The organism is Pseudomonas sp. NBRC 111131, assembly GCF_001320525.1.
Lineage (GTDB): Bacteria > Pseudomonadota > Gammaproteobacteria > Pseudomonadales > Pseudomonadaceae > Aquipseudomonas > Aquipseudomonas ceruminis.
Genome location: NZ_BCBH01000021.1, coordinates 1 through 22,728, shown reverse-complemented (window position 1 = coordinate 22,728; position 22,728 = coordinate 1). Strand labels below are relative to the sequence as shown.

General features: G+C 63.9%; 25 protein-coding genes. 11 read left to right on the top strand and 14 right to left on the bottom strand.

What is annotated here, in order from left to right; all coding sequences use genetic code 11:
- Position 1: 1 nt before the first annotated feature.
- Together APH34_RS18565 and APH34_RS18560 are read right to left on the bottom strand one after the other, a co-directional pair.
- Positions 2–589 (bottom strand): mechanosensitive ion channel family protein, encoded by a 588-nt coding sequence (locus APH34_RS18565; protein WP_054902408.1) that lies wholly within the window; start codon positions 587–589, stop codon positions 2–4.
- The gene (locus APH34_RS18560; RefSeq protein WP_054902407.1) at positions 589–2,499 is read right to left on the bottom strand and encodes an ATP-binding cassette domain-containing protein; all 1,911 of its coding nucleotides are present in this window, start codon (positions 2,497–2,499) and stop codon (positions 589–591) included. The genes APH34_RS18565 and APH34_RS18560 overlap by 1 nt, the downstream gene beginning before the upstream one ends.
- Before the next feature lie 50 nt (positions 2,500–2,549).
- Between APH34_RS18560 and APH34_RS18555 the strand changes: the two genes are divergently transcribed.
- On the top strand, positions 2,550–3,029 hold the full coding sequence (locus APH34_RS18555; RefSeq protein ID WP_054902406.1) for a TIGR02444 family protein: 480 nt from the start codon (positions 2,550–2,552) through the stop codon (positions 3,027–3,029).
- Here APH34_RS18555 and APH34_RS18550 read toward each other — a convergent pair.
- Positions 3,005–4,006 carry an AlgP family protein gene (locus APH34_RS18550; RefSeq protein ID WP_054902405.1) on the bottom strand — a complete coding sequence of 334 codons (1,002 nt, stop codon included), beginning with the start codon at positions 4,004–4,006 and terminating at the stop codon, positions 3,005–3,007. The genes APH34_RS18555 and APH34_RS18550 overlap by 25 nt on opposite strands.
- 223 nt (positions 4,007–4,229) lie before the next feature.
- Here APH34_RS18550 and APH34_RS18545 point away from each other — a divergent pair, with 223 nt between their 5' ends.
- Positions 4,230–4,895 carry an FKBP-type peptidyl-prolyl cis-trans isomerase gene (locus APH34_RS18545; RefSeq protein WP_054902404.1) on the top strand — a complete coding sequence of 222 codons (666 nt, stop codon included), beginning with the start codon at positions 4,230–4,232 and terminating at the stop codon, positions 4,893–4,895.
- Between the two features lie 10 nt (positions 4,896–4,905).
- Here the strand turns inward: APH34_RS18545 and APH34_RS18540 are convergent, their stop codons facing one another.
- The 7 genes from APH34_RS18540 to APH34_RS18510 form a co-directional block, all read right to left on the bottom strand.
- On the bottom strand, positions 4,906–5,376 hold the full coding sequence (locus tag APH34_RS18540) for an Rsd/AlgQ family anti-sigma factor (protein WP_054902403.1): 471 nt from the start codon (positions 5,374–5,376) through the stop codon (positions 4,906–4,908).
- Positions 5,377–5,608: 232 nt separating this feature from the next.
- Positions 5,609–6,115 carry a disulfide bond formation protein B gene (locus APH34_RS18535; RefSeq protein WP_054902402.1) on the bottom strand — a complete coding sequence of 169 codons (507 nt, stop codon included), beginning with the start codon at positions 6,113–6,115 and terminating at the stop codon, positions 5,609–5,611.
- A 222-nt stretch (positions 6,116–6,337) separates the two neighbouring features.
- Positions 6,338–7,576: a heme biosynthesis protein HemY gene (locus tag APH34_RS18530; protein ID WP_054902401.1), complete on the bottom strand. Its 1,239-nt coding sequence runs from the start codon at positions 7,574–7,576 to the stop codon at positions 6,338–6,340.
- The gene (locus APH34_RS18525) at positions 7,573–8,673 is read right to left on the bottom strand and encodes a uroporphyrinogen-III C-methyltransferase (protein ID WP_054902400.1); all 1,101 of its coding nucleotides are present in this window, start codon (positions 8,671–8,673) and stop codon (positions 7,573–7,575) included. Before APH34_RS18525 ends, APH34_RS18530 begins: the two co-directional genes overlap by 4 nt.
- A 45-nt stretch (positions 8,674–8,718) precedes the next feature.
- Complete coding sequence (locus tag APH34_RS18520) at positions 8,719–9,486, bottom strand: uroporphyrinogen-III synthase (protein WP_054902399.1); 768 nt, start codon at positions 9,484–9,486, stop codon at positions 8,719–8,721.
- Positions 9,483–10,424, bottom strand: a complete 942-nt coding sequence (hemC, locus tag APH34_RS18515) for a hydroxymethylbilane synthase (protein WP_054902398.1) — start codon at positions 10,422–10,424, stop codon at positions 9,483–9,485. The genes APH34_RS18520 and hemC overlap by 4 nt, the downstream gene beginning before the upstream one ends.
- A 120-nt stretch (positions 10,425–10,544) precedes the next feature.
- On the bottom strand, positions 10,545–11,288 hold the full coding sequence (locus tag APH34_RS18510) for a LytTR family DNA-binding domain-containing protein (protein WP_054902397.1): 744 nt from the start codon (positions 11,286–11,288) through the stop codon (positions 10,545–10,547).
- 310 nt (positions 11,289–11,598) lie between these two features.
- Here APH34_RS18510 and argH point away from each other — a divergent pair, with 310 nt between their 5' ends.
- Positions 11,599–12,993 carry an argininosuccinate lyase gene (gene argH, locus APH34_RS18505; protein ID WP_054902396.1) on the top strand — a complete coding sequence of 465 codons (1,395 nt, stop codon included), beginning with the start codon at positions 11,599–11,601 and terminating at the stop codon, positions 12,991–12,993.
- Between the two features lie 104 nt (positions 12,994–13,097).
- Here argH and APH34_RS18500 read toward each other — a convergent pair whose 3' ends face one another.
- Positions 13,098–13,760 (bottom strand): glutathione S-transferase, encoded by a 663-nt coding sequence (locus tag APH34_RS18500; RefSeq protein ID WP_054902395.1) that lies wholly within the window; start codon positions 13,758–13,760, stop codon positions 13,098–13,100.
- Positions 13,761–13,907: 147 nt separating this feature from the next.
- Here APH34_RS18500 and APH34_RS18495 point away from each other — a divergent pair, with 147 nt between their 5' ends.
- From APH34_RS18495 to APH34_RS18485, 3 genes are all read left to right on the top strand, one after another.
- Positions 13,908–14,207: a hypothetical protein gene (locus APH34_RS18495; RefSeq protein ID WP_054902394.1), complete on the top strand. Its 300-nt coding sequence runs from the start codon at positions 13,908–13,910 to the stop codon at positions 14,205–14,207.
- A 69-nt stretch (positions 14,208–14,276) separates the two neighbouring features.
- Positions 14,277–14,522: a TIGR02647 family protein gene (locus APH34_RS18490; RefSeq protein WP_054902393.1), complete on the top strand. Its 246-nt coding sequence runs from the start codon at positions 14,277–14,279 to the stop codon at positions 14,520–14,522.
- A gap of 169 nt (positions 14,523–14,691) precedes the next feature.
- Entirely contained in the window at positions 14,692–17,556 is a 2,865-nt protein-coding gene (locus APH34_RS18485; protein WP_054902392.1) for a class I adenylate cyclase, read from the top strand.
- A gap of 29 nt (positions 17,557–17,585) precedes the next feature.
- Here the strand turns inward: APH34_RS18485 and rnk are convergent, their stop codons facing one another.
- The 3 genes from rnk to cyaY all read right to left on the bottom strand — a co-directional run bounded on the left by rnk (position 17,586) and on the right by cyaY (position 18,675).
- Positions 17,586–17,996 (bottom strand): nucleoside diphosphate kinase regulator, encoded by a 411-nt coding sequence (rnk, locus tag APH34_RS18480; RefSeq protein ID WP_054902391.1) that lies wholly within the window; start codon positions 17,994–17,996, stop codon positions 17,586–17,588.
- Between the two features lie 132 nt (positions 17,997–18,128).
- Positions 18,129–18,341, bottom strand: coding sequence for a DUF1289 domain-containing protein (locus tag APH34_RS18475; protein ID WP_054902390.1), 213 nt, complete (start codon positions 18,339–18,341; stop codon positions 18,129–18,131).
- A 1-nt stretch (position 18,342) separates the two neighbouring features.
- Entirely contained in the window at positions 18,343–18,675 is a 333-nt protein-coding gene (gene cyaY, locus APH34_RS18470; RefSeq protein WP_054902389.1) for an iron donor protein CyaY, read from the bottom strand.
- A gap of 253 nt (positions 18,676–18,928) precedes the next feature.
- Between cyaY and APH34_RS18465 the strand changes: the two genes are divergently transcribed.
- The 5 genes from APH34_RS18465 to APH34_RS18445 form a co-directional block, all read left to right on the top strand.
- The gene (locus APH34_RS18465; protein ID WP_054902388.1) at positions 18,929–19,132 is read left to right on the top strand and encodes a lipoprotein; all 204 of its coding nucleotides are present in this window, start codon (positions 18,929–18,931) and stop codon (positions 19,130–19,132) included.
- Between the two features lie 9 nt (positions 19,133–19,141).
- Entirely contained in the window at positions 19,142–20,389 is a 1,248-nt protein-coding gene (gene lysA / locus APH34_RS18460; protein ID WP_054902387.1) for a diaminopimelate decarboxylase, read from the top strand.
- A 4-nt stretch (positions 20,390–20,393) separates the two neighbouring features.
- Positions 20,394–21,224 carry a diaminopimelate epimerase gene (gene dapF, locus APH34_RS18455; protein WP_054902386.1) on the top strand — a complete coding sequence of 277 codons (831 nt, stop codon included), beginning with the start codon at positions 20,394–20,396 and terminating at the stop codon, positions 21,222–21,224.
- 13 nt (positions 21,225–21,237) lie between these two features.
- Positions 21,238–21,948 carry a DUF484 family protein gene (locus tag APH34_RS18450; protein WP_054902385.1) on the top strand — a complete coding sequence of 237 codons (711 nt, stop codon included), beginning with the start codon at positions 21,238–21,240 and terminating at the stop codon, positions 21,946–21,948.
- On the top strand, positions 21,948–22,728 hold a 781-nt coding region (locus APH34_RS18445), incomplete at its 3' end, for a tyrosine recombinase XerC (RefSeq protein WP_054902384.1). The genes APH34_RS18450 and APH34_RS18445, both read left to right, overlap by 1 nt.

The following is a 22,728-nucleotide window of genomic DNA, read 5'->3' as shown; positions in this document are numbered from 1 at the left end:
ATCAGTCGGACTCGCTCGCCACGTCTCTGCTCAGCCCCTGCACTTCAGCGCCCCGCCACCGCCTGACCGACTTCTGGAAGAACTGACTGTTAGGCACCTGCACCAGCGCCCCGCCCGCCTCAGGCAGTTCCATCAAGGTGGTGAACAACAGGTTGATGGCGATCACCCGGCCCTTGACGCCCGGCTTGTCCAGGGTGTCGACCAGCTCCACCACATCGCCAATGCGAAAAGGCCCTACGGTGAAGATCAGCACCGCGCACAGCAGGTTGGACAACACGCTCCACATGGCGAAGAACGCAACTGCTGCCACCGCGACGAAACCGGACAGCGCCGTCCACAACACGGTCGCGGAAACCCCCAGGCGCTCCAGCACGAACAGCAATGCGCTGCCCATGATCAACCAGCGCAAACCGCCACGCACCGGCACTAGCAACTCCGGCGGCAACGGGTAGCGCTGGCCCAGGCGGCTGAGGCCACGGGCGATAACACGCTGCAGGACAAAGGCGCTGACCAGGATCAGCAGAATCTGCAGGCCCAGCCAGAAGGTATCCATCCATTGCCCCGGCAGCAGCGAGCGCAGCTCCTCCATCAGGACAACGCCTCGAGCTCGGCCTGCATGCTTTCCAGGGTTTCCAGCGCTTCCATCCACCCTTCCTCAAGCTCGCCTTCGCGCTGCTTGAGCTTGGTTTGTCGGGCCAGCAGGTCGCGCAACTCATCCTTGCGCGCGGCCTCGTACAGGCCGCTGTCGCCCAACGCTGCCTCGATCTCGGCCAATTGCCTGTGTACTTGGCTGAGCTCGGCCTCGAGCTTGTCGGCCGCCTTCTTGTGCGGTGCCAATTGCTGGCGCAAGGCTGCGGCGGCCTGGCGCTGGGCCTTCTTGTCGGTCTTGTCCGGGTTGGCCGACACATTGCTCGCCGGCGCGCTGCGCTGGCGGTACTCCACCAGCCAGCGGCTGTAGTCGTCCAGATCGCCATCGAAGGTGTCGACCTTGCCATCGGCCACCAGCAGGAACTCGTCGGTGGTGCTCTTGAGCAAGTGACGGTCGTGGGACACCACCACCACGGCTCCGGCGAACTCCTGCAACGCCATGGTCAGCGCCAGGCGCATTTCCAGGTCGAGGTGGTTGGTCGGCTCGTCGAGCAGCAGCAGGTTAGGCCGCTCCCAGGCGATCAGGGCGAGGGCCAGGCGGGCCTTTTCGCCCCCGGAGAAATTCACCACCGGCTCGTCGACGCGATCACCATGGAAGTCGAAGCCGCCCAGGAAGTCGCGCAGTGTCTGCTCGCGCTCGCTCGGCGCAATGCGCTGCAGGTGCAGCAACGGGCTGGCCTTGTCATCCAGCGAGTCGAGCTGGTGCTGGGCGAAGTAGCCAACGGCAAGGTTTTCACCCCGCACCAGGCGCCCCGACAGCGGCTCGAGTTCGCCGGCAAGGTTCTTGATCAGGGTCGATTTACCGGCACCGTTGGGGCCGAGCAGGCCAATACGTGCCCCCGGCACCAGTTGCAGCTTGACCTTGTCCAGGATCGCTTTGTCACCATAGCCAAGGCGGCCTTCGGACAGGCTCAGCAGGGGGCTGGAAATCTTCTGCGACTCACGGAAGACGAAATCGAACGGCGAATCGACATGCGCCGCCGACAACTCTTCCATGCGCTCCAATGCCTTGATCCGGCTCTGCGCCTGGCGCGCCTTGGTGGCCTGGGCCTTGAAGCGGGCGATGTACTTTTCCATGTGCGCGCGCTGAGCCTGCTGCTTCTCATAGGCTTGCTGCTGCTGCGCCAGGCGCTCGGCACGGGTGCGCTCGAAGGCGGTGTAGCCGCCTTTGTACAGGTTGAGCTTGCGCTGTTCGACATGCAGCACATGGTCGACCACGGCATCCAGGAAATCGCGGTCGTGGGAAATCAGCAGCAGCGTGCCTGGGTAGCCCTTGAGCCAATCCTCCAGCCACAGGATCGCGTCGAGGTCCAAGTGGTTGGTCGGTTCGTCGAGCAACAACAGGTCGGACGGACACATCAGGGCCTGGGCGAGGTTCAGGCGCATCCGCCAACCACCGGAGAAGTCGCCGACGCGGCGGTCCATCTGCTCGTTGGTAAAGCCAAGGCCTGCCAGCAACTTGCGCGCTCGGGCATCGGCGGTATAGCCGTCGGCGCTTTCCAGCTCACTGTGCAGGCGCGCCAGGGCAGTGCCGTCATGGGCCAGCTCGGCCTCGGCAAGCTCGGCCTGCACCTTGCGCAGGCGCGCATCGCCGTCGAGCACGTAGTCCACCGCCACACGATCGAGGGTATCGACCTCCTGGCGCATGTGGGCAATGCGCCAGTCACCCGGCAGCTGGCAGTCGCCGGCGTCGGGCGAGAGCTCACCACGCAGCAAGGCGAACAGGCTGGATTTTCCGGCGCCGTTGGCACCGATCAGGCCGGCCTTGTGGCCGGCGTGCAGGGTCATCTCGGCGCCTTCTAGCAAGCGCTGCGGACCACGCTGTAAAGTGAGGTTGGATAGTCTGATCATGATGGTCGCGGAGTCTACCAGCTTCCTTGGCCTATAGCGTGAGTGGAATCATGTGCACTGACCTGTGGAATCACGCCCTGGCCCTGTATGCCCGGCCGGGGGTCGAAGAGGCCTGCATGAGCGTGCAGGCAATGGGGGGCGATGTTTGCCTGTTGCTGTGTGCGACCTGGCTGCAACGGCGCAATGTCACTGTGGATGCCGAGCGGGCAAAGGCGCTGCGCGACTTGGCCGCCCCCTGGCAGCAGGGCGTGGTGACGCCGCTACGTGAACTGCGCCAGCAGTGGCGTGCGTCAGCGCAACATGACCCGCAACTGGCAGCGCTGCGAGAGCAGGTGAAGGGCCTGGAGCTGCAGGCAGAAAGGACGTTACTGGAGCGCTTGCAGGCGTGCGCGCAGCAATGGCCCGAGGGCTCGCAGGAGCCCACGGACGACTGGCTGGCCTGGCTTGCGCCTGACCAGGCCGGTGGCCACGACGCGCTGGAGCGATTGCGCGCCGCCGCCGGGCTTCAGGAGGCCGAAGACGGCGCCTGACCCGGGGTGCTTGCAGCCGGTGCCGTCGAGGCAGGCGCCGCAGAGTTGGACGTGGATGCAGCCGTTGCCGGAGTGGTCGGCTTGCTTTCGGCAGGCTTGCTGGCAACGGGCTTGGCAGCCGCTGGTTTGGCCGGAGCCTTGGTGGCAGTTGGCTTGGCGGCGGATTTGGCAGCTGCAGGCCTGGCCGCAGCTTTGGCTGCAGGCTTGGACGCGGTGGTTTTAGCCGCAGCAGGCTTGGCGGCGGCAGGTTTCGCGGCCGCAGGTTTAGCCGGGGCTTTGGCAGCGGCGGGTTTGGTAGCCGCCGCTTTGGCCGGAGCCTTGGCAGCTGGTTTGGCTGCAGGTTTAGCCGCAGCCGTGCGTGCCGGCGCTTTGGTAGCGGCCGGTTTCGCCGCAGCGGCCTTGGTTGCCGCTCTGGCTGGGGCCTTGGCAGCAGCAGGTTTGGCTGCCGTTGCGCGGGCAGGGGCTTTGGCGGCAGCCGTCTTGGCAGGTGCTTTGGCGGCTGGTTTTGCCGCAGGCTTGGCGGCGGTTTTCGCAGACCCTTTTGCAGCCGCCGGCTTAGCTGATTTGGCAGCGGCGGCACGCTGATCGAGTGCCTTACCCGCAGCCTCACGCACCTTGCCAACACCCTGGGCAAGTTTCAGGCTTTCCTGGGCATCGCGCTTGAGTTGCTGAATATAAGTCCGGGTTTGCGTCTGGCGCTCTTTGAGCGAGTCGAGCAACGTCTCAAGTTCACCAATGCCTTTCTGTGCTTTGCCTTGGGCCTTGGCTTTACCTGCCTTGGCCGCGTCCTGCAACTTCAGGCGCCCGTTGTGCAGTTTTTCCTGCGCCTTGCCACGTTGCTTTTCCAACTTGGCCAGCAGTTTTTCCGCATCAGCCAGCGCTTGCGAGCAGGCATCTTCCAAGTGTTCGAGCAGGCTGCCCGAAAGTTGCTGGAGCAGGTGTAACGGCGTACTTACGGGCTTCTTTTTGGCCGACATGGTTTACCTCCTGGCTGATGAGATTGCGGCTCATACTATGCTTCTGCTGCTACCGCCGCTAGGGCATGTTGACAGTATCGTTTGCGCCGCGTTGCATGCCTGGGCAAAGTTGTTATCTTGCAGCTGCGTGCAAGTGTAGTTGCTTAACAATTCGTTGCTGATATTTACGCATCTGCCGCCAACGGGCTGGCATACTTCGCAGTTCCTGAGCTCGGAGTTGCACATGCCTCGTTATCTCGTTCTCGGCCTGTGCCTGGTGGCTCCCATGGCGCTGGCGGCTTCCGATGCGACACCCCCCAACGACCATGACTTGGCCTACAGCCTGGGCGCCAGCCTGGGTGAGCGGCTGCGCCAGGAGGTGCCTGGGTTGCAGCTCGACGCGCTGCTCGAGGGCTTGCGCCAGTCCTATCGAAACCAGCCTCTACAGCTGGACAAGGCGCACATGCAGGCCATCCTTCAGCAGCATGAAGAACAGGCGAACAGCGCGGCCGAGCAAGGCGATGCAACAAAAGCGCAGGCCGTTGAAACGCGGTTCATGGCCAACGAACGAGCACGTGCTGGCATGCACGAGTTGCCCGAAGGTGTGCTCTACCGTGAATTGAAAACTGGCACCGGCGCGCAGCCCAAGGCCGGTGACAAGGTTCAAGTGCGGTACGTGGGCACCTTGCCCGACGGCTCGGTGTTCGATCAGAACCAGCAGCCCCAGTGGTTCAGCCTGGGCTCGGTGATCGAAGGGTGGCAAGTGGCGCTGCCGCATATGAAGGTGGGGTCGACCTGGCGCCTGGTGATTCCCTCGGCACAAGCTTACGGCGCCGAAGGCGCGGGTGATCTGATCGCGCCTTTCACACCACTGGTATTCGAAATCGAGTTGCTGGCAGTCGGCAGTTGACGTCGACCTATCAGGCTTCGACTGCGCCCTCTTCCTTGTGCGCGTTGTGCAATACCTCGATCAGGCAGTCCTCGAGTTCGAAGCGCTCGTGCAACAGGCTGCCCAGTTTGCCCAGTTTTTCGGCGAAGCGTTCGGTGTCGGTACACTCGCCCTTTTCGCAGTGATCATTGAATGCCAGTGCGATCTGGGTAATGTCGTTGATCCGCGGGTTGATCTCTTCGGCCAGTTTCAGGGCTTTCTGGTCACCGAATGCCTTGGCCTCCGTCACCAGTTGCTCGCTGACTTCGAAATGCCAGGCCGACACGTAATCGACCAGCACCGCGCAGAAGTCGCGGTTCTGTTCCTTGTCTGCAAAGGCCGGCTTGGCATCGCGCAAGGCGCGAAAAGCCTGGACCAGCTCCTCGCGCTCCTTGAGCCAGCGGTCGATCAGCCGGTGAACCCCGCCCCAGCGTTCCTGGGCGTTCTGACAACTATCGAGCATGGCAATCTCTTCCCTTCTGGGTAGATGCCGCTGCACCTCGTACCACGACCGTGCGGCACAACGGTGACATCAGCAGGACGGCATCGAGCAGTTGTATTTTTCGGTGTGCGTGCTGGGAGATTATTCCCGCGCGTGCTGACCATCAAGGTACGCAGACGACTAAGTTCATACAAGCGTTTAATACCCTGGCGCATCACCATTGGTCGTGCTACTGCCGAAAACTTGCGTTCGATCAAGCTTTGCCCAGTGTGCGGAAACGATACGCCATCAGGTAGGTCAAGGGCAGCGCTGCCAGCAGCAGGAAGGCCAGCAGGCTCCATTCGGGCAGGGTCAGGTCAAGAAAACTCCAGGTCAGCGAGTTGCAGTCCTGCCCGCCCAGCAGCAGTTGCCGGGCGGCCTCGCTCCAGGACCGTTCGAACACGGGCCAGATCGGCCCCGGGCTACCTTGGCTGACACTGCCGGCACCCTGCAGCCAGACATGCCGTGCCGCCAGCAACGCCCCTGCGCCCGAGCTGGCCAGCGCAGCGCGCGCGTAGTGCCTGAGCCCTGCGCTGCCGGGGGCATGCAGAACCGCGCACAGGCAGATAAAAGCATGCACAGCCAGCAGCAATCGCTGGCTGAAACACAGCGGGCACGGCATCAGCCCCAAGGAGCGCTCCAGGTAGAAGGACACGACCAGGACCGCCACCGAGGCAAGGCAGGCTGGAAGAAAAAACGTGCGCAGACGTGCCGGCAACATGGGTGGTGGAGGCCCTGGGCTAGAAGATGTGGCTTGAAACGGTAGAGGAAAGACGCACTTTGTTTCAAGGCGCGACAGGGGCGAGAAGTCACTGGGAGGCAGAAGAAAAATCCATCCGAGTGGTAGGAATTTTCTTAAGAAGAATGCAGCAGAAATTACGCGTTGCTATGGACAAATTACCTCGCCCATGAGCCCGCGCGCTCGCGCAGGCTCATGGCTAGGTCAGGCGCGTACAGCTTCGGGCAACGGCAGGGCCAACAGGCGTTCATCCAGAAGGCCAAGGCCCTCCTGGAACAGCTGGTTGCTGCGCTCGGTCTCACCCAGGCCGGCAAGCAACCGGGCCAGTTCGGCACAGGTTTCCGGGTTGCGTTCCATGCGCAGGCTGCTTTCCAGGTAGTCGCGTGCCTTGCCCCACAAGCGGTTCTGCAAGCTCAGGCGGCCAAGCGTGAGCAGCAGGCTCGGGTCCTGTGGGTTCGCCTTGAGCCAGTCCTCGGCGGTTTGCAGCTGGCGGGCCGGGTCATCGCCGCGCACCAGGCCGTACAGTCGGGCCAGGTGACTTTCGTATTGACGTTTGAGGGCGGTGCGCAGTACCTGTTCGGCTTCGCCCTGGGCGCCCACCTGGCGCAATTGCTCGGCATAGGCCAGCACCAGTTGCGGTTCCTGACGCTGGGCTGCGGTCAGTTGTTGCCAGGCGCGCTCCAGCGCCTGGCGAGCGCTGTGTGCATCGTCGCCGCGGGCGGTCGCCAGGCTCAGGTTCTGGCCCCATGCGCGCTGTTCCAGCGCAGCAAGTTCAGCGGCCGACAGCACCTTGGCCTTGCGCAGGTCCGGCAACAGGCGAATCAGCGCCGACCAGTCGCCACGCTCAAGATACAGCCGCTGCAGCAGGCGCAGCACCTGGTTGTTGTGAGGGTGCCGCTCCTGCATGGCCAGCAGTGTTTCCAGGGCGCCATCCGTTTCGCCTCGGTCCATCTGCAACTGTGCGTGGGTCAGGGCAATTGCCAGTTCGGCCTGGGGCTGGCGCTCCAAAGCGCGCTCAAGAAGGTTGTCGCTGTCTTCCTTGCGCCCCAGCTCGTTGGCCGCACGGGCCGCGCCGAGGTAATACAGCAGCGGCTGGCGCTCGGCCTCGGCGGCGCGGTGCAGGTGGCGCTGGGCACTGGCCCAACGTCCCTCGGCAAGGTCCAGTTGCCCCTGCTCGATGGCAATGCGAATGCGTCGGCTGCGATTACGCCGCGACCAGGGGTTGACCACGCCACTGGAGGTCAGCACCAGGCCTACCAGGTAACGCAGCAGCCAGAGGGCCAGAACCACCCCCGCCAGGGCCGCGAGCGCTGCCCACAGCCCGGACTGGTAACGGAAGCCGCCATAGGCAATCAGCACGTAACCGCTGTGCTTGGCCACCGCGATGCCCAGCGCTGCGGCAACCACAATGGCCAGTACCGCCAGCAGGTAGACACGCTTCATGGTTTGCCCCCTTCCCGCTCGGCGGGCAGGTGGCGGCGCTGGATGTAGTTCTGCACCGCCGCCAGGCTCTCGCTCAGGTCGGGCGTGACAACCGAAACCGGCTGCTCGGCCAGCGCATTGAGGCTGTCGAGCATCGCCTTGCTTTGCGGGTTGTCGGCATTGAAGTTGGCCAGCAGCACGCTGCGCGCATCATCCAAGGCCTGGGTGTAGACCTTGGCCTCGCCATTGAGCGCCGCCCACTGAGCCTGCTCGATGGTCAGGCTCAAGGCCAGACGCAGCTGATTGAGCGACTGCCCGGCCAGGAGGGGGCGCACGTTGTCGTCCGCGTTGAAATCGATCTGGAAGTACTTGGAGATCTCTGCCCACCACTGGGACAAGCGGCTGGCACCATCGCCGTCGGCGGTAAGGGCCCCGAGCGCATCGGCATTGCTGTCGAATTCCGGTGACTGGGCACTGAGCTGCTGTACCAGGTCACGCTGGGCGGCCAGCTTCAGGAACAGCCCAGTGCGGTCTGGTTGCTGGGTACTGTTGAGCGTCGCCAGGCTGCGCGCCAGTTGCTCGCGAGCGGCGAACGCCGCGGGGTCGCTCTGTTCACGCAGGATCTCGTCGGCACCCTCGACCAACGCCTTGGCGCTGGTGATGTCCTGCAACGCCGAAAGGCGCAGCGTCGCCAGGCGCAACAGGTGCTCGGCTTCGGCCAGGCGCCACTCCTTGCGGCTTTCGCCCAGGACGGTTTCCAGGCGCTGGCTCAGGCGCTGCTGATCGCCTTGCAGTTGTGCCACCAGGCGACGCCGGTCTTCCAGTTCGCTGGCCGCCGGCAGACTGGCGAGCTGGGCGCTGATCTGCTGCTCACGCTGCTGCAGGGCTGCAGCACGCTGGCTCAGCGCTTCAAGGTGCTGGCCCTGGTTCAATTCACTGCCTTGCAGTTGCCGCACCTGCCAGACACCCCAACCGCCTACCGCAATCCCTGCAGCGCCCACCAGCAGTGCCAATAGGGCCAGGCCACTGCCAGAGCGTTTGGCGGGTTGGTCGGTAATGGGTTGTGCCGGCTCCTGCGCCGACGGCTGATCATTGTTGGACAAGACAGTTTCGCTCACGTATCCATCCTTTGCATGGGGGCGCATCGCTCTGAGCTTAGCGCCTTAAGAGGCAGGTGCAGCGCTACGCTGCACAGCTGCCAGCAAGGCCGCGGCACTCGCGCCACGGCAATCCAAAACCTGTTGGGCCCCTGCAGCCCTGGCCTGCTCGGCGACTCGCGGGCTCGGCACGAACAACGGCAGACACGCCACTTGCGGCCAGTCGCCAGCGGCCATCTGCTGCAGGTGTTCAAGACCCTGCCCACTGCTGACCACCAGGCCGTTGAGGCGTTCCGCCTGGATGCGACGCATCAACGTACCCACCGGGTACTCCGGCAGGCAGCGACGATACAGTTCCAGATAATCGACACTAGCACCTTGCTCTGCAAGACGCCCGGCCAGCAGTTCGCGACCTCCTACGCCGCGCACGATCAGCACCCGTGGCGTGGCAACCGCCATAGCCTCGCGCAGGCCCGGGAGTGCGAGCAAGGCCTCGCTATCGTCACCCTGCGCCGGGAACGTCACCTGCAAGCCCGCAGCGCGCAATACACCTGCCGTCGCTTCACCGACGCTGAACCAGCCGGTCGCAGGCGGTTGCACGGCAGTTTGTGCCAGGTGTTCCAGCAGCAGCCTGGCAGCGGGCTTGCTGACCACAATGATGACCGCGTATTGCTTCAGCGCGCAAAGCAGCGCGCGCTGCCCCTCCCCCAGTGCTACGGGCTCGATCGCCAACAAGGGCAGGCAACTGCTGGCCACACCGGCCGCCGCCAGGCTCTGCGCCAGGGCAGCGCAGTCATCGGCAGGCCGGGTGAGCAACAGGCGCCAGGGGCTCACGGGTGCCCGGCCTCACCGTAAACTTCCTTGAGAATGGCTTCGGCGCCCTGGCCCAGCAGGTCTTCGGCAACCTGTATGCCCAAGGCCTGGGCAGACGCGCGTGGCGCACGGGCTTCGGCCACCAGCAAGGTCCCCCCGCTGGGTTGGCCCACCAGCCCACGCAGCCAGAGCTGCTCGCCTTCAAGGACTGCATAGCAGGCAATCGGCACCTGACAACCGCCGTTCAGGCGCTTGTTCAAGGCTCGTTCGGCCACCACGCGGTCAGCGGTATCGACGTGGTGCAGCGGTGCCAGCAAGGCATGGAGCTCAGTGTCTGCAGTACGGCATTCGATGCCTACTGCACCCTGGCCACCGGCCGGTAGGCTGTCGTCGACACTGATACTGGCGCTGATGCGCGACTCGAAGCCCAGGCGAATCAGGCCTGCCGCTGCAAGGATGATGGCGTCGTACTCGCCGGCATCGAGCTTGGCCAGGCGGGTATTGACGTTGCCACGCAGGAAGCGGATCTGCAGGTCCGGGAGGCGCGCGAGCAGTTGGGCCTGGCGACGCAGACTGGAAGTGCCGACGATGCTGCCGGCAGGCAGCGCCTCGAGGCTGGCGAACCGGTTGGACACGAAGGCGTCGCGCGGGTCTTCGCGCTCGCAGATACAGTACAGGCCCAGGCCTTCGGGGAAGTCCATGGGCACGTCCTTCATCGAATGCACGGCGATGTCGGCTTCGTTCTCCAGCAGTGCAGTTTCAAGTTCCTTGACGAACAGGCCCTTGCCGCCGATCTTCGCCAGCGGCGCGTCGAGCAGCTTGTCTCCGCGGCTGACCATGGGTACCAGGGTGACCAGCACCCCAGGATGGGCCTGCTCTAGCCGGGCTTTGACGTATTCGGCCTGCCACAGGGCCAAGGCACTTTTACGGGTGGCGATGCGGATTTCGCGAGTGGACATGGAGCGCCCCGATGCTTAGGAATACCGCCGATGATAACAGCTCCGTCGGTATCGCTAGCAGATGTGGGTCAGGATCCTGTAGCGGGCCTGTCGCCGGCTGGTTGGCGACAAGGCCCTTGTTCAAAGCGTCTGCATCATCTTGCGCACGCCAGCCACATGCCGGCGGCTGACGGTCAGGGCGTCATCGTGCAGGCCTTTGAGGTAGAGCTGGAAATGCCCCAGCGGGGTACGCTGCAAGCGCTCGATACGCTCACGGGCCACCAGGGCATTGCGGTGGATACGCACGAAACGCTCGCCGAACTCGTCCTCGAGGGCTTTGAGCGGCTCATCGAGCAGCACTTCGCCGGCCTCGTGACGCAAGGTCACGTATTTGTGATCGGCAATGAAATAGATCACCTGCCCCAAGGGGATCAGCTCGATGCCCTTGCGGGTACGTGCACTGATATGGCTGCGCGGGCCGCCGCCTTCGCTGCCTGGACGGGTCAGCGCCGCCAGCTGGGCGCGGTTGGGTTTCTCGGCCTTGCGCAGCGCATCGCGCAGGGCCTGGGGGTGGATCGGTTTGGTCACGTGGCTGAGGGTGCTGTCCCTGAAAGCTTCAGCGCCATAGGCATCGTCACCGGTGCAGAACACCACCGACGGAGGCGCCTCGCGTTCGCACAGGCGAGCCGCGACCTGCAGGCCATCCAGGCCCGGCATGCCGATGTCCAGCAGGACGACATCGGGCTTGAGGCTTTCGATCAGGGCCAGTGCCTCCTCGCCGTTGGTGGCGCTGGGCTCCAGCACGGTGTACCCCTCCAGGTCCCCGAATAGCCGCGTCAGGCGTTCACGGGCTTGGGGTTCATCATCAACGATCAGGACATTCATAATTGCTCTGGATTCCTGAGTGAGTCTCGCACAGGTATAGCGTAGACAGATGCAGGTCGAGCGACACTGCGGTCACGCTCTAGACCGATACGAAGGCCAAAGATTCACTGAGCCGGCAGATTCGCTGCCAGTCCTTTGTCCAACTGTAGACGGTCCTTAGAACACTGCCGTTCAATCGTTGAATATCGTTTTGGCCTGCCTTTACCGATGTTTCCCACGGATTTCTGTCGACAGGCGCCCTGCGGCGGCAAGCCCAATCCTGCTATCATCGGCGGCACTTTTTTCGTTCACGCCTTCAACGAGTGAATCCATGAGCACCGACAAGACCAATCAGTCCTGGGGCGGCCGCTTCAGTGAGCCCGTCGACGCCTTCGTCGCCCGCTTCACCGCTTCGGTCGACTTCGACAAGCGCCTGTACCGCCACGACATCATGGGTTCGATCGCCCACGCCACGATGCTGGCGCAGGTTGGCGTACTCAGCGACGCCGAGCGCGATACCATCATCGACGGCCTGAAGACCATCCAGGGCGAAATCGAAGCCGGCAACTTCGACTGGCGCGTCGACCTTGAAGACGTGCACATGAACATCGAAGCACGCCTGACCGATCGCATCGGCATCACCGGCAAGAAGCTGCACACCGGGCGCAGCCGCAACGACCAGGTCGCCACCGACATCCGCCTGTGGCTGCGCGACGAAATCGACCTGATCCTGGCCGAAATCACCCGCCTGCAGCAGGGCCTGCTGGAGCAGGCCGAGCGTGAAGCCGAAACCATCATGCCGGGCTTCACCCACCTGCAGACGGCCCAGCCAGTCACCTTCGGCCACCACCTGCTGGCCTGGTTCGAAATGCTCAGCCGCGACTACGAGCGCCTGGTCGACTGCCGCAAACGCACCAACCGCATGCCCCTGGGCAGCGCCGCACTCGCCGGCACCACCTACCCGATCGACCGCGAGCTGACGTGCAAGCTGCTGGGCTTCGAAGCAGTGGCTGGCAACTCGCTGGACGGCGTTTCGGACCGTGACTTCGCCATCGAATTCTGTGCCGCTGCCAGTGTGGCGATGATGCACCTGTCGCGCTTCTCCGAAGAGCTGGTGCTGTGGACCAGCGCGCAGTTCCAGTTCATCGACCTGCCAGACCGCTTCTGCACCGGCAGCTCGATCATGCCGCAGAAAAAGAACCCGGACGTACCGGAGCTGGTCCGTGGCAAGAGCGGCCGTGTGTTCGGCGCCTTGACCGGCCTACTGACCCTGATGAAAGGCCAGCCGCTGGCCTACAACAAGGACAACCAGGAAGACAAGGAACCGCTGTTCGACGCCGCCGACACCCTGCGCGATTCGCTGCGCGCCTTCGCCGACATGATCCCGGCCATCAAACCGAAGCACGCGATCATGCGCGAGGCGGCGCTGCGTGGTTTCTCCACCGCCACCGACCTGGCCGACTACCTGGTACGCCGTGGCCTGCCATTCCGTGACTGCCACGAGATCGTCGGCCACGCGGTGAAGTATGGCGTCGATACCGGCAAGGACCTGGCCGAGATGAGCCTGGAAGAACTGCGCCAGTTCAGCGACCAGATCGAACAGGACGTGTTCGCCGTGCTGACCCTGGAAGGGTCGGTCAACGCCCGTGACCACATCGGTGGGACCGCGCCGGCGCAAGTGCGCACTGCCGTAGCGCGCGGCAAGGCGTTGCTGGCTTCGCGTTAAGGCCCCAGTGCGAGGGCTTTGCCCTCGTTCGCCGCAGCGCCAAGTGCGATCCCTCCGGGTGCTGGCGTGCCAGCGATTGGGCTGCTGAGCAGCCCTCTTCAGGTTCAGCGCTTGCCGCTGCGGACCATCTCCATGAAGGCCGGCATCGATGCCTCCTTGTCCGCCAGGATTCGCGCCATGTGCGGGTTCTCGCGCATTTTCTCGAGCAACGCCTTGGCCTGCGGGAAGTCCGCCAGCAAATCGATGTTCAGCACCTTCTTGCCCACTGCGTAAGCCAGGTCGACCGAGAAGCAGAACATCAAGTCGGCAAGGGTCAGTGCTTCACCCGCCACATAAGGTGCAAAGAGCCCATTGCGCTTGAGCGTGGCAAACCCAGCCAGCAGGTCTGCACGCGCCCGCTCCTTGATCAACGGCTCTACCGCCGCGCCGAAGAATGACTCGGCATAGCAGGTACGCGCCGGCAGCTCGATATACAGCTCGATCTCCTTGAGCAACTCGCGCACCTTGGCCTGCCCGAACGCGTCTGCCGGCAGCAACGGTGTGCCCCCTTGGGTCTGCTCGATGTAATCGAGGATCACACTGGTTTCGCTGATGAACCCGTGCTCGGTTTCCAGCACCGGCACCTTGCCTCGTGGGCTGACTGCCAGCGCTTGCGGCGCCTGGCCACCGTAGAACGTGACTTCCTCGAACGGCAGGCCTTTTTCCAGCAGCGCCAGCTTGACCATGTTGTAGTAGTTGCTGACCGAAAATCCGTGAAGCTTGAGCATGGGGTAACAGCCTCCAGGCCGTATGGGGTTGGCCTGGCTTTTATAGCCCCATCGCCCGCCCCTGACCAGCGTCATGCGCCCGGTCGATGACCAGGCATTGCCGGCGCGAGCATGGCAAACTGTACGCCCCACTACAGGAGTACCGCCATGAGCGAGCCCACCGACATCGACAATGACGACGAAGCCTTCGCCGAGGCGACACTGACCCAGGCTATCGAGAACCAGATCGAAAGCGGCGAGCCACCAGCGGCCAAGGCCACCCTCAACAAGCTGACCCTGGTCGGCTACGAGCGCGAGGACATTCTCAACCTCATGGCCCACGTGCTGGCCATCGAGATCGACAACATGCTCGACGAAGACCGCCCGTTCAACACCGAATGGTATGAAGCCGCCCTGCGCGCGCTGCCCGAACTGCCACCTGAGACAGATCAAGGCGCGGACGAATAACCCGACTACACTCCAGGGTCAGGCACCGCTGGCGGTGCCGCCATCCTCGTCTGGAAGTCAGGAGTCGCCATGTCCTTCACCCCCGAACTGATTGCCGAACTGGAAGTGCTCGCCCTGTTCAACCTGGACAGCAGCCAGGAAGGTATCAAGATTCACGCGAACGCCTCTCCCACCCTTGTCGCTGCGGCTCAACGCCTGCACGAGAAACGACTGACCGACCAGCCCGATGGCGGTTACCTCACCAGCCTCGGGCATGACGCCGCGCAGAGCGTGCAGCTGTTGCTGAACATTCTCAAATCACCGCAACCGGCGTGAAATCGCCAGCTCCCACTCGTACAGCGCTGAACCCGTGGGAGCGGGCCTACCGCTTGGAAGCGCTCAATGGCGGTAGAAAAATGACGCCAAAAAAACATTTGTCGCTTATCCGAGTGCTCCACTCAGGCTAAACTCGCCTCAGCTCCCCCGGTATGCCCCTGAGTGCGCAATGAACCACCCCCACGAGATCCGCCCCGACCTGGACGAAGGCATCGACCGCAAGGTGCTGGCGACACTGCGTGGGCGCTTCCTGCACCTTAACGAGGGCCGCTTGCAGCGCGCCATGGACGGGCTTTCAACCCGCCAGCAACAAGTGCTGACCCTGCTGCCACTGCTGTTTCACGTCAACCATCCGCTGCTGCCTGGGTATGTTTCCGGCAGCACGCCGGCAGGCGTATCGGGCTTCGAGCCTGGCCCCGAGCTGGTGGCCGAAGGACAGCGGCTGGCCCGCTCGTTTTCCTACAAGACGCGCCTGGGCAACCCGCACCGGCCAATCCACGGCCTGTTCCTGATGGGCAGCCTCGGCTCCCTGGCCCAGGCCGAACAGAGCGACATGGACTTGTGGGTCTGCCATGCACCGGGGTTGGGCGAAACTCACCTCGAAGAGCTGCGGCGCAAATGTCAGTTGCTGGAAACATGGGCAATCAGCCTGGGCGCCGAAGCGCACTTTTTCCTGATTGACCCGCAAGGCTTCGCCCAAGGCCAGCGCAACAGCCAGCTCAGCTCCGACGATTGCGGCACCACCCAGCATTACCTGCTGCTCGACGAGTTCTACCGCACTGCCATCTGGCTGGCCGGGCGTACACCGCTGTGGTGGCTGGTGCCGGAGTACGCAGAACACAACTACCGCAGCTACACCGATACCTTGCTGTCCAAGCGCTTTATCCGCAGCACGGACGCCCTCGACCTCGGCCACCTGGCGCACATCCCCCCGGGGGAGTTTGTCGGTGCCGGCTTGTGGCAGTTGTTCAAGGGGATCGACTCACCTTACAAGTCGCTGCTCAAACTGCTGCTTACCGAGGCGTACGCCAGCGAACACCCCGACGTTCGCTGCCTGAGCCTGGATTACAAGCAGGCGGTGTTCGCCAACCGTCTCGACCTTGATGAGCTCGACCCCTATGTGATGGTGTACCGGCGAATCGAGCGCTACCTGCAGCAGCGCGGTGAAACCATCCGCCTGGAACTGGTACGGCGCAGCCTGTACCTCAAGGTCAACAAGAAGCTCAGTGGCCAGGACCAAGCGCGCAGCAATGGCTGGCAGCGCCGCCTGTTGCAGCGCCTGACTGACGAATGGGGGTGGGATGAGCGCCAGTTGGCCATGCTGGATAGCCGCAGCCAATGGAAGGTGCGCCAGGTCGCGGTCGAACGCCGTGAACTGGTGGCTGAGCTCAACCACAGCTACCGCTTTCTGCGCCAGTTTGCGCAAAACCAGAACGCCAGCAGCCGCGCCGACCAGCGCGATCTCAATGTACTGGGCCGGCGCCTGTACGCGGCCTTCGAACGCCGCGCCGGCAAGATCGAGGTCATCAACCCGGGCATCGCCCCGGATATCGCCGAAGACACCCTGACCTTGGTCCAGTCACCCAACCGCAAAGAGCCCGGCAGCCATCACTGGGGCCTCTACAACGGCAACCTGGCGGTACACGAGTGGGAGCACTTCAACCCCATCAAGCGTTGCCGCGAACTGCTGGAGCTGCTGACCTGGGCCCACCGCAACGGCGTCATCGACAGCACCACGCGTCTGGCACTGCACCCGGGCGTCAGCGACCTGAGCGAGTTCGAACTGTTCAACCTGCTGGGCAGCCTGCAGCAGAGCATCCCCTTGCCGCTGGAGACGGTCAGTGAAGTACGTCTGCTGCAGCCAAGCGTGGCCGACGAGATGCTACTGCTGGTCAACGTTGGCATCGACCCGCTAAGCCACCACCGCGACCTGAACATCCTGATGACCACCGAGCGCACCGACTCGCTGAGCTACGCAGGGGTGCGCGAGAACCTGGTACTGACACTCGACCAGATCACCCTCAACAGCTGGAACGAAGTGCTGGTGCAGCGCTATGACGGCGAGCATGCCCTGCTGCGCTGCGTGCGTGATTTTCTCAACAGCCTCGGGCAGCGTAGCCACCGGCCCCGCGTGCAGGTGCGCTGCTTCTGCCACAACCGCGCCCAGGCCATCAGCCAACGGGTCGAGGAAATCTTCGACACCGTGCAACTGCTGCTCGACCAGGGCCTGAACCACCGTTACGTGCTGCAGGTGGCGCAGTTCACCCACGTGCTGGAGCTGCTACCCGGCCAAGTCAGCCTGGCGACACTGGCCGACCTCGACGCCGTGCTCGACTGCCTGGGCGAGGAGCGTGTGACCTACAGTCCGGTGCACCTGGACGCCAATGCCCTGCAGGACCATGACCTGCCATTGGTGCTGGAACAAGGCCGACCGGCGTGCATCCAGGTGTTCTACCGCCTGCTCGAAGGCTGGGCCGAGCTGTATGTGCTGGATGAGTACAATGCGCTGTGGCAGCAACGCCTGCCCTTGCACGACGAAAACCACCTGTTGCTACCCCTGCAGCGCTTCTTGCGCTCGGTGGTGATGCGCCGCGACGCCCGCTTGCCACTGGACAAGCTGCATCAGGCCTCGCTGGAAATTCATTACGCGCAGTTGCTGCCTTCGGGGCCGGGCAAGGCGCGCAGCATCGAGCCACGCGCGACGCCCGGCGATGACAGCGGGCAGCCCTACTACGAGGTGCAGGCCATACTGCAGGCCGGCGCAGGGGATGAGGTACATGTCACGCTGTATTGCGATCAGCAGGAGTTCTCTGAGCTGGACCACGGCGATGAGTTGTACACCACCGTCGCCCGGCAGATTCTCGGCCAGCGCCGCAGTGCCGGGCACTATCGCTGCTATATCACGGACCTGGATCTTTCCGAGCTGCTCGATGATGAGCAGGGCTCGACCCTCCTGTACCTGCGCTACAAGCGCGAGCTGGAACAGGCGCTCAACGACGGCCTGGCCCAGTTGCAGGCTACGTTCGAGCCTTGAACGCCGGGGCCGTCAGGCGGCCCGATGGATCAGAGGTCGAAATCGCCCGCCGCTTCAGGCTGATATTCCACAGCCAGCAGCTTCAACTTGAGGGTTTTGCCGCCCGGCGCCGGCCAGTCGATCTGATTGCCCACCGTCAAGCCCAGCAAGGCACAGCCAATCGGCGCCAGGATCGAGACCTTGCCTTCGCCGCCGGCGTCCTTCGGATACACCAGGGTCAGGTGATAGTCTTTGCCGCTGGCCTCTTCGCGGCAATGCACGCGCGAGTTCATGGTCACTACACCGGCCGGTACTTCCTCATGACCGACCACCTTTTCGGCGCGGTCCAGCTCGTCCTGCAAGGCGAGCACACCCGGAGTACTTTCGTCGAGGCTGTCGATCAGGCGCTCGAGACGCTGTACGTCCAATCGGGTGAGGATGAGGGTAGGCTTGGTGCTCATGATCCAGTCAGACTCCATTGAACAGGCGGTTTTCTAAAGGCAAATAATGCAAAACCCCGCCCAAGGGCGGGGTTTGTGAATGCTGTGGCGTCACCGACGCGTACCCCGACACTACCACAGCCGGGCAAATACTCAAGCCCGTGCGCGTAACGCCTCGGCTTCGCGGCAGATCTGCCGACGCCGTTCGTCATCGGCCGAACGCCACTCGCGAATGTGCTCGACGTGACGGTGGCAACCGGTACAAACCCGCTGTTCGTCCAGCCGGCACACGCTGATGCACGGCGAAGGCACTGCGGGGCTGACGTTGCTGTAGAGCGGCTTGGGCGGCCGCGGCTGGGCAGTCATTTCAGATCTCGTCAAAGTCCAGCTTCTCGCCGGCCCGCTCCCAGACAATGCGCTCGAGCATTTCGCCAAGCAGCTCTTCACTCTTTTCGCAGACCCACTTGCCGCTCTCTTCGTCGTAGTCGAAGTGGAAGCCCCCGGAGCGGTCGGCCAGCCACAGCTGGCGCAGCGGCTCCTGCCGGCTGAAGATCAGCTGGCTGCCGTTGTCGAACTTGACGGTGAGGACACCGGCGGAATTCTCCATGTCCAGGTCCAGGCCGCTCTCGTCGAACAGATCCTCCAGGGCCTGTTGGGTCGCGTCGACCAGATCATGGAAACGCGCTTCGCTCAAACTCATTGCAGGAACCTCGAAATTGGCTGCGTTACAGGCAAGCCGGGCAAGATACGGGCGCAAGGCGCCAGCCGCAAGCTGCCAGCCACACACGGCTGGAAAAAGCTCAGCGTACACTGGGCAGCGTCTTCTTGCCGCTAGCGGCTCGACGCGTGCAGTGTGGTTGCGCCCCGCCCGGCGGACCGGCGCTTGCATAGGCAATAGGCCGGTCGCTCGGTATACTCGGGCGCAATACTGCTTATTTCAAAGGATTTCACCCATGAAGCGCCTGATTTCCTCACTTGCGGCGCTGGTCGCGGTTGCCTGCCTCGTTTCGGCCTGCGGTCAGAAGGGCCCCCTGTACCTGCCTGACGATGGCAAGGACGGCAAGGCCAGCCAGAAGTCGCATCAGCACAAGCACGCCCAGCCTGTACAGCCCCAGGACGAGCAGCCAATCGAGCCCGAGCAGTCGCCTGCGCAGTAAGGAAATCAGATGAACGCTTTCAACTACCGCGACGGTGAACTGGTCGCGGAAGGCGTGGCCCTGTCGGCCATCGCCGAACGTTTCGGTACCCCGACCTACGTCTACTCGCGCGCGCACATCGAAGCCCAGTACCGCAGCTACACCGATGCCCTGCAAGGCATCGAGCACCTGGTGTGCTTCGCAGTCAAGGCCAACTCCAACCTTGGCGTGCTGAACGTACTGGCACGCCTGGGCGCAGGCTTCGATATCGTGTCCGGCGGTGAGCTTGAGCGTGTGCTGGCCGCTGGCGGGCGCGCCGACCGTGTGGTGTTCTCCGGCGTTGGCAAAACCCGTGACGACATGCGCCGCGCCCTGGAAGTCGGCGTGCACTGCTTCAACGTCGAGTCCACCGACGAGCTCGAGCGCCTGCAAGTGGTCGCCGCCGAGATGGGCAAGGTTGCCCCGATCTCGCTGCGCGTGAACCCCGATGTCGACGCCGGTACCCACCCGTACATTTCCACCGGCCTCAAAGAGAACAAGTTCGGCATTGCCATCGCCGACGCCGAGGCTATCTACGTGCGTGCCGCACAGTTGCCGAACCTGGAAGTGGTCGGTGTCGACTGCCACATCGGCTCGCAGCTGACCACCGTAGACCCGTTCCTCGACGCCCTCGACCGCCTGCTGGTACTGGTCGACCGCCTTGCCGAATGCGGTATCCACCTGCGCCATCTGGACCTGGGCGGCGGTGTTGGGGTTCGCTACCGCGATGAGCAGCCGCCTCTGGTTGCCGACTACATCAACGCCATTCGTGAGCGCGTGGGTGACCGCGACCTGGCCTTGGTGTTCGAGCCAGGCCGCTACATCGTGGCCAATGCCGGTGTACTGCTGACCCGCGTGGAATACCTCAAGCACACCGAACACAAGGACTTCGCCATCATCGATGCGGCGATGAACGACCTGATCCGCCCGGCCCTGTACCAGGCCTGGATGGGCGTCAGCGCGGTCAAGCCGCGCGAAGGCGAAGGCCGCGCCTACGACCTGGTCGGGCCAATCTGCGAGACCGGTGACTTCCTCGCCAAGGACCGCCAGCTGAACCTGGCAGAAGGTGATCTGCTGGCCGTGCAGTCCGCGGGCGCCTATGGTTTTGTCATGAGCTCGAACTACAACACCCGTGGCCGTTGCGCGGAAATCCTGGTCGACGGCGACCAGGCTTTCGAAGTCCGCCGTCGCGAGACCATCGCCGAACTGTACGCTGGCGAAAGCCTGCTGCCGGAGTGAGCCCATGCTGCTGCGCTTTACCAAGATGCATGGGCTGGGCAACGACTTCATGGTCCTCGACCTGGTCAGCCAGCACGCCCACATCCAGCCCAAGCACGCCAAGCAATGGGGAGACCGCCATACCGGCATTGGCTTCGACCAGCTGCTGATCGTCGAAGCACCGAACAATCCGGAAGTGGATTTCCGCTACCGGATCTTCAACGCCGACGGTTCCGAAGTCGAACAGTGCGGCAACGGGGCGCGCTGCTTCGCCCGTTTCGTGCTCGACAAGCGCCTGACAGCGAAGAAGCGCATCCGTGTCGAGACCAAAAGCGGCATCATCGTGCTGGATGTGCAGAACGACGGCCAGGTGAGTGTCGACATGGGTCCGCCTCGCTTCACCCCGGCCGAAATCCCCTTCGTCGCCGACGAGCAGGCGCTCAGTTACCCGCTCGAAGTCGATGGCCAGGTGCATTCCATTGCTGCCGTATCCATGGGTAACCCGCATGCCGTGCTGCGCGTCGACGACGTACGTACCGCGCCGGTGCATGAGTTGGGACCAAAGATCGAACACCACCCACGCTTCCCACAGCGGGTGAACGTCGGCTTCCTGCAAGTGGTCGACCGTCACCGCGCCAACCTGCGCGTATGGGAACGGGGCGCCGGCGAGACCCAGGCCTGCGGCACCGGCGCATGCGCCGCGGCCGTGGCAGCGATCAGCCAGGGTTGGATGGACTCTCCGGTGTCCCTCGACCTGCCCGGTGGCCGCCTGAACATCGAATGGGCCGGCACCGGCAAGCCCGTGGTGATGACGGGCCCGGCCGTACGCGTCTACGAAGGACAGGTTCGTCTCTAAGCGAGTAACCGCCATGACCGATCAGCCCCAGGTTGTACCCCAGCAGTCCAACGAGCTCGATGCCGAAACGGTGGTCGCCTACCTGCGTGCCCACCCCACCTTCTTTGCCGAGCACGACGAGCTACTGGTCGAGCAACGTATCCCGCACCAGCGTGGCGACAGTGTTTCGCTGGTGGAACGCCAGCTCAAGTTGCTGCGCGACCGCAACATCGAGATGCGTCACCGGCTATCGCAACTGATGGATGTGGCCCGGGACAACGACCGCTTGTTCGACAAGACCCGCCGGCTGATCCTCGACCTGCTCGACGCCGGTAGCCTGGAAGAAGTGGTGATGGCCGTTGAAGACAGCCTGCGCCAGGAATTTCAGGTGCCCTTCGTCAGCCTGATCCTGTTCGGCGACAATGCCGCGCCAGTCGGCCGCTGGGTCAGCAACGCCGAAGCCCAGCAGGCCATCGGTGGGCTGCTGGGGGGCGGCAAGACGGTCAGCGGCAACCTGCGCGAGCACGAACTGGCCTTCCTGTTCGGCGAAGAGCAGCGCCGTGAGGTTGGCTCCAGCGCCGTTGCAGCGCTCGAATACCAGGGGCTGCACGGCGTGCTGGCGATCGGCAGCCGCGACCCGCAGCACTACAAGAGCAGTGTCGGCACGCTGTTCCTTGGCTATATCGCCGAAGTGCTAGGCCGCGTGGTGCCGCGCGTCACTCAGACCCTGCGTTCGGTGCGCTGATGGAACGCCAGCTGGAAGCTTATTGCGCACACCTGCGCAACGAGCGCCAGGTGTCCGAACATACGCTGCTGGCCTACCGCCGCGACCTGGCCAAGGTCATCGACTACTGCAACAGCCAAGGTATCGCCGGCTGGGGCGCCCTGCAGATCCAGCAACTGCGCCAGCTGATCGCCCGCCAGCACCATCAGGGGCAATCCTCGCGCAGCCTGGCGCGGCTGTTGTCGGCCGTGCGCGGCCTGTATCGCTACCTTAACCGTGAAGGCCTGTGTCAGCACGACCCGGCCACCGGCCTGAGCGCGCCGAAAGGCGAACGTCGGCTGCCCAAAGTGCTGGACACCGACCGCGCCCTGCAATTGCTTGATGGCGGCGTGGACGACGACTTTATCGCCCGCCGCGACCAGGCCATCCTGGAGCTGTTCTATTCTTCGGGCCTGCGCCTGTCCGAGCTGACCCATCTCGACCTTGAGCACCTGGACCTCACCGCTGGGCTGGTCCAGGTGGTGGGCAAGGGTGGCAAGGCGCGTGTGCTGCCCGTGGGTCGCAAGGCGCGTGAAGCGCTGCAGCAATGGTTCAGGTTGCGCGGCATCGGCAGCCCGCGCGACGGTGCGGTGTTCATCACCCGGCAGGGCAATCGCCTGGGGCCGCGGGCCATCCAGTTGCGCGTCAAGGCTGCAGGCGAGCGCGAACTGGGCCAGCACCTGCACCCGCACATGCTTCGCCATTCCTTCGCCAGCCACGTGCTGGAATCGTCCCAGGACCTGCGCGCGGTGCAGGAAATGC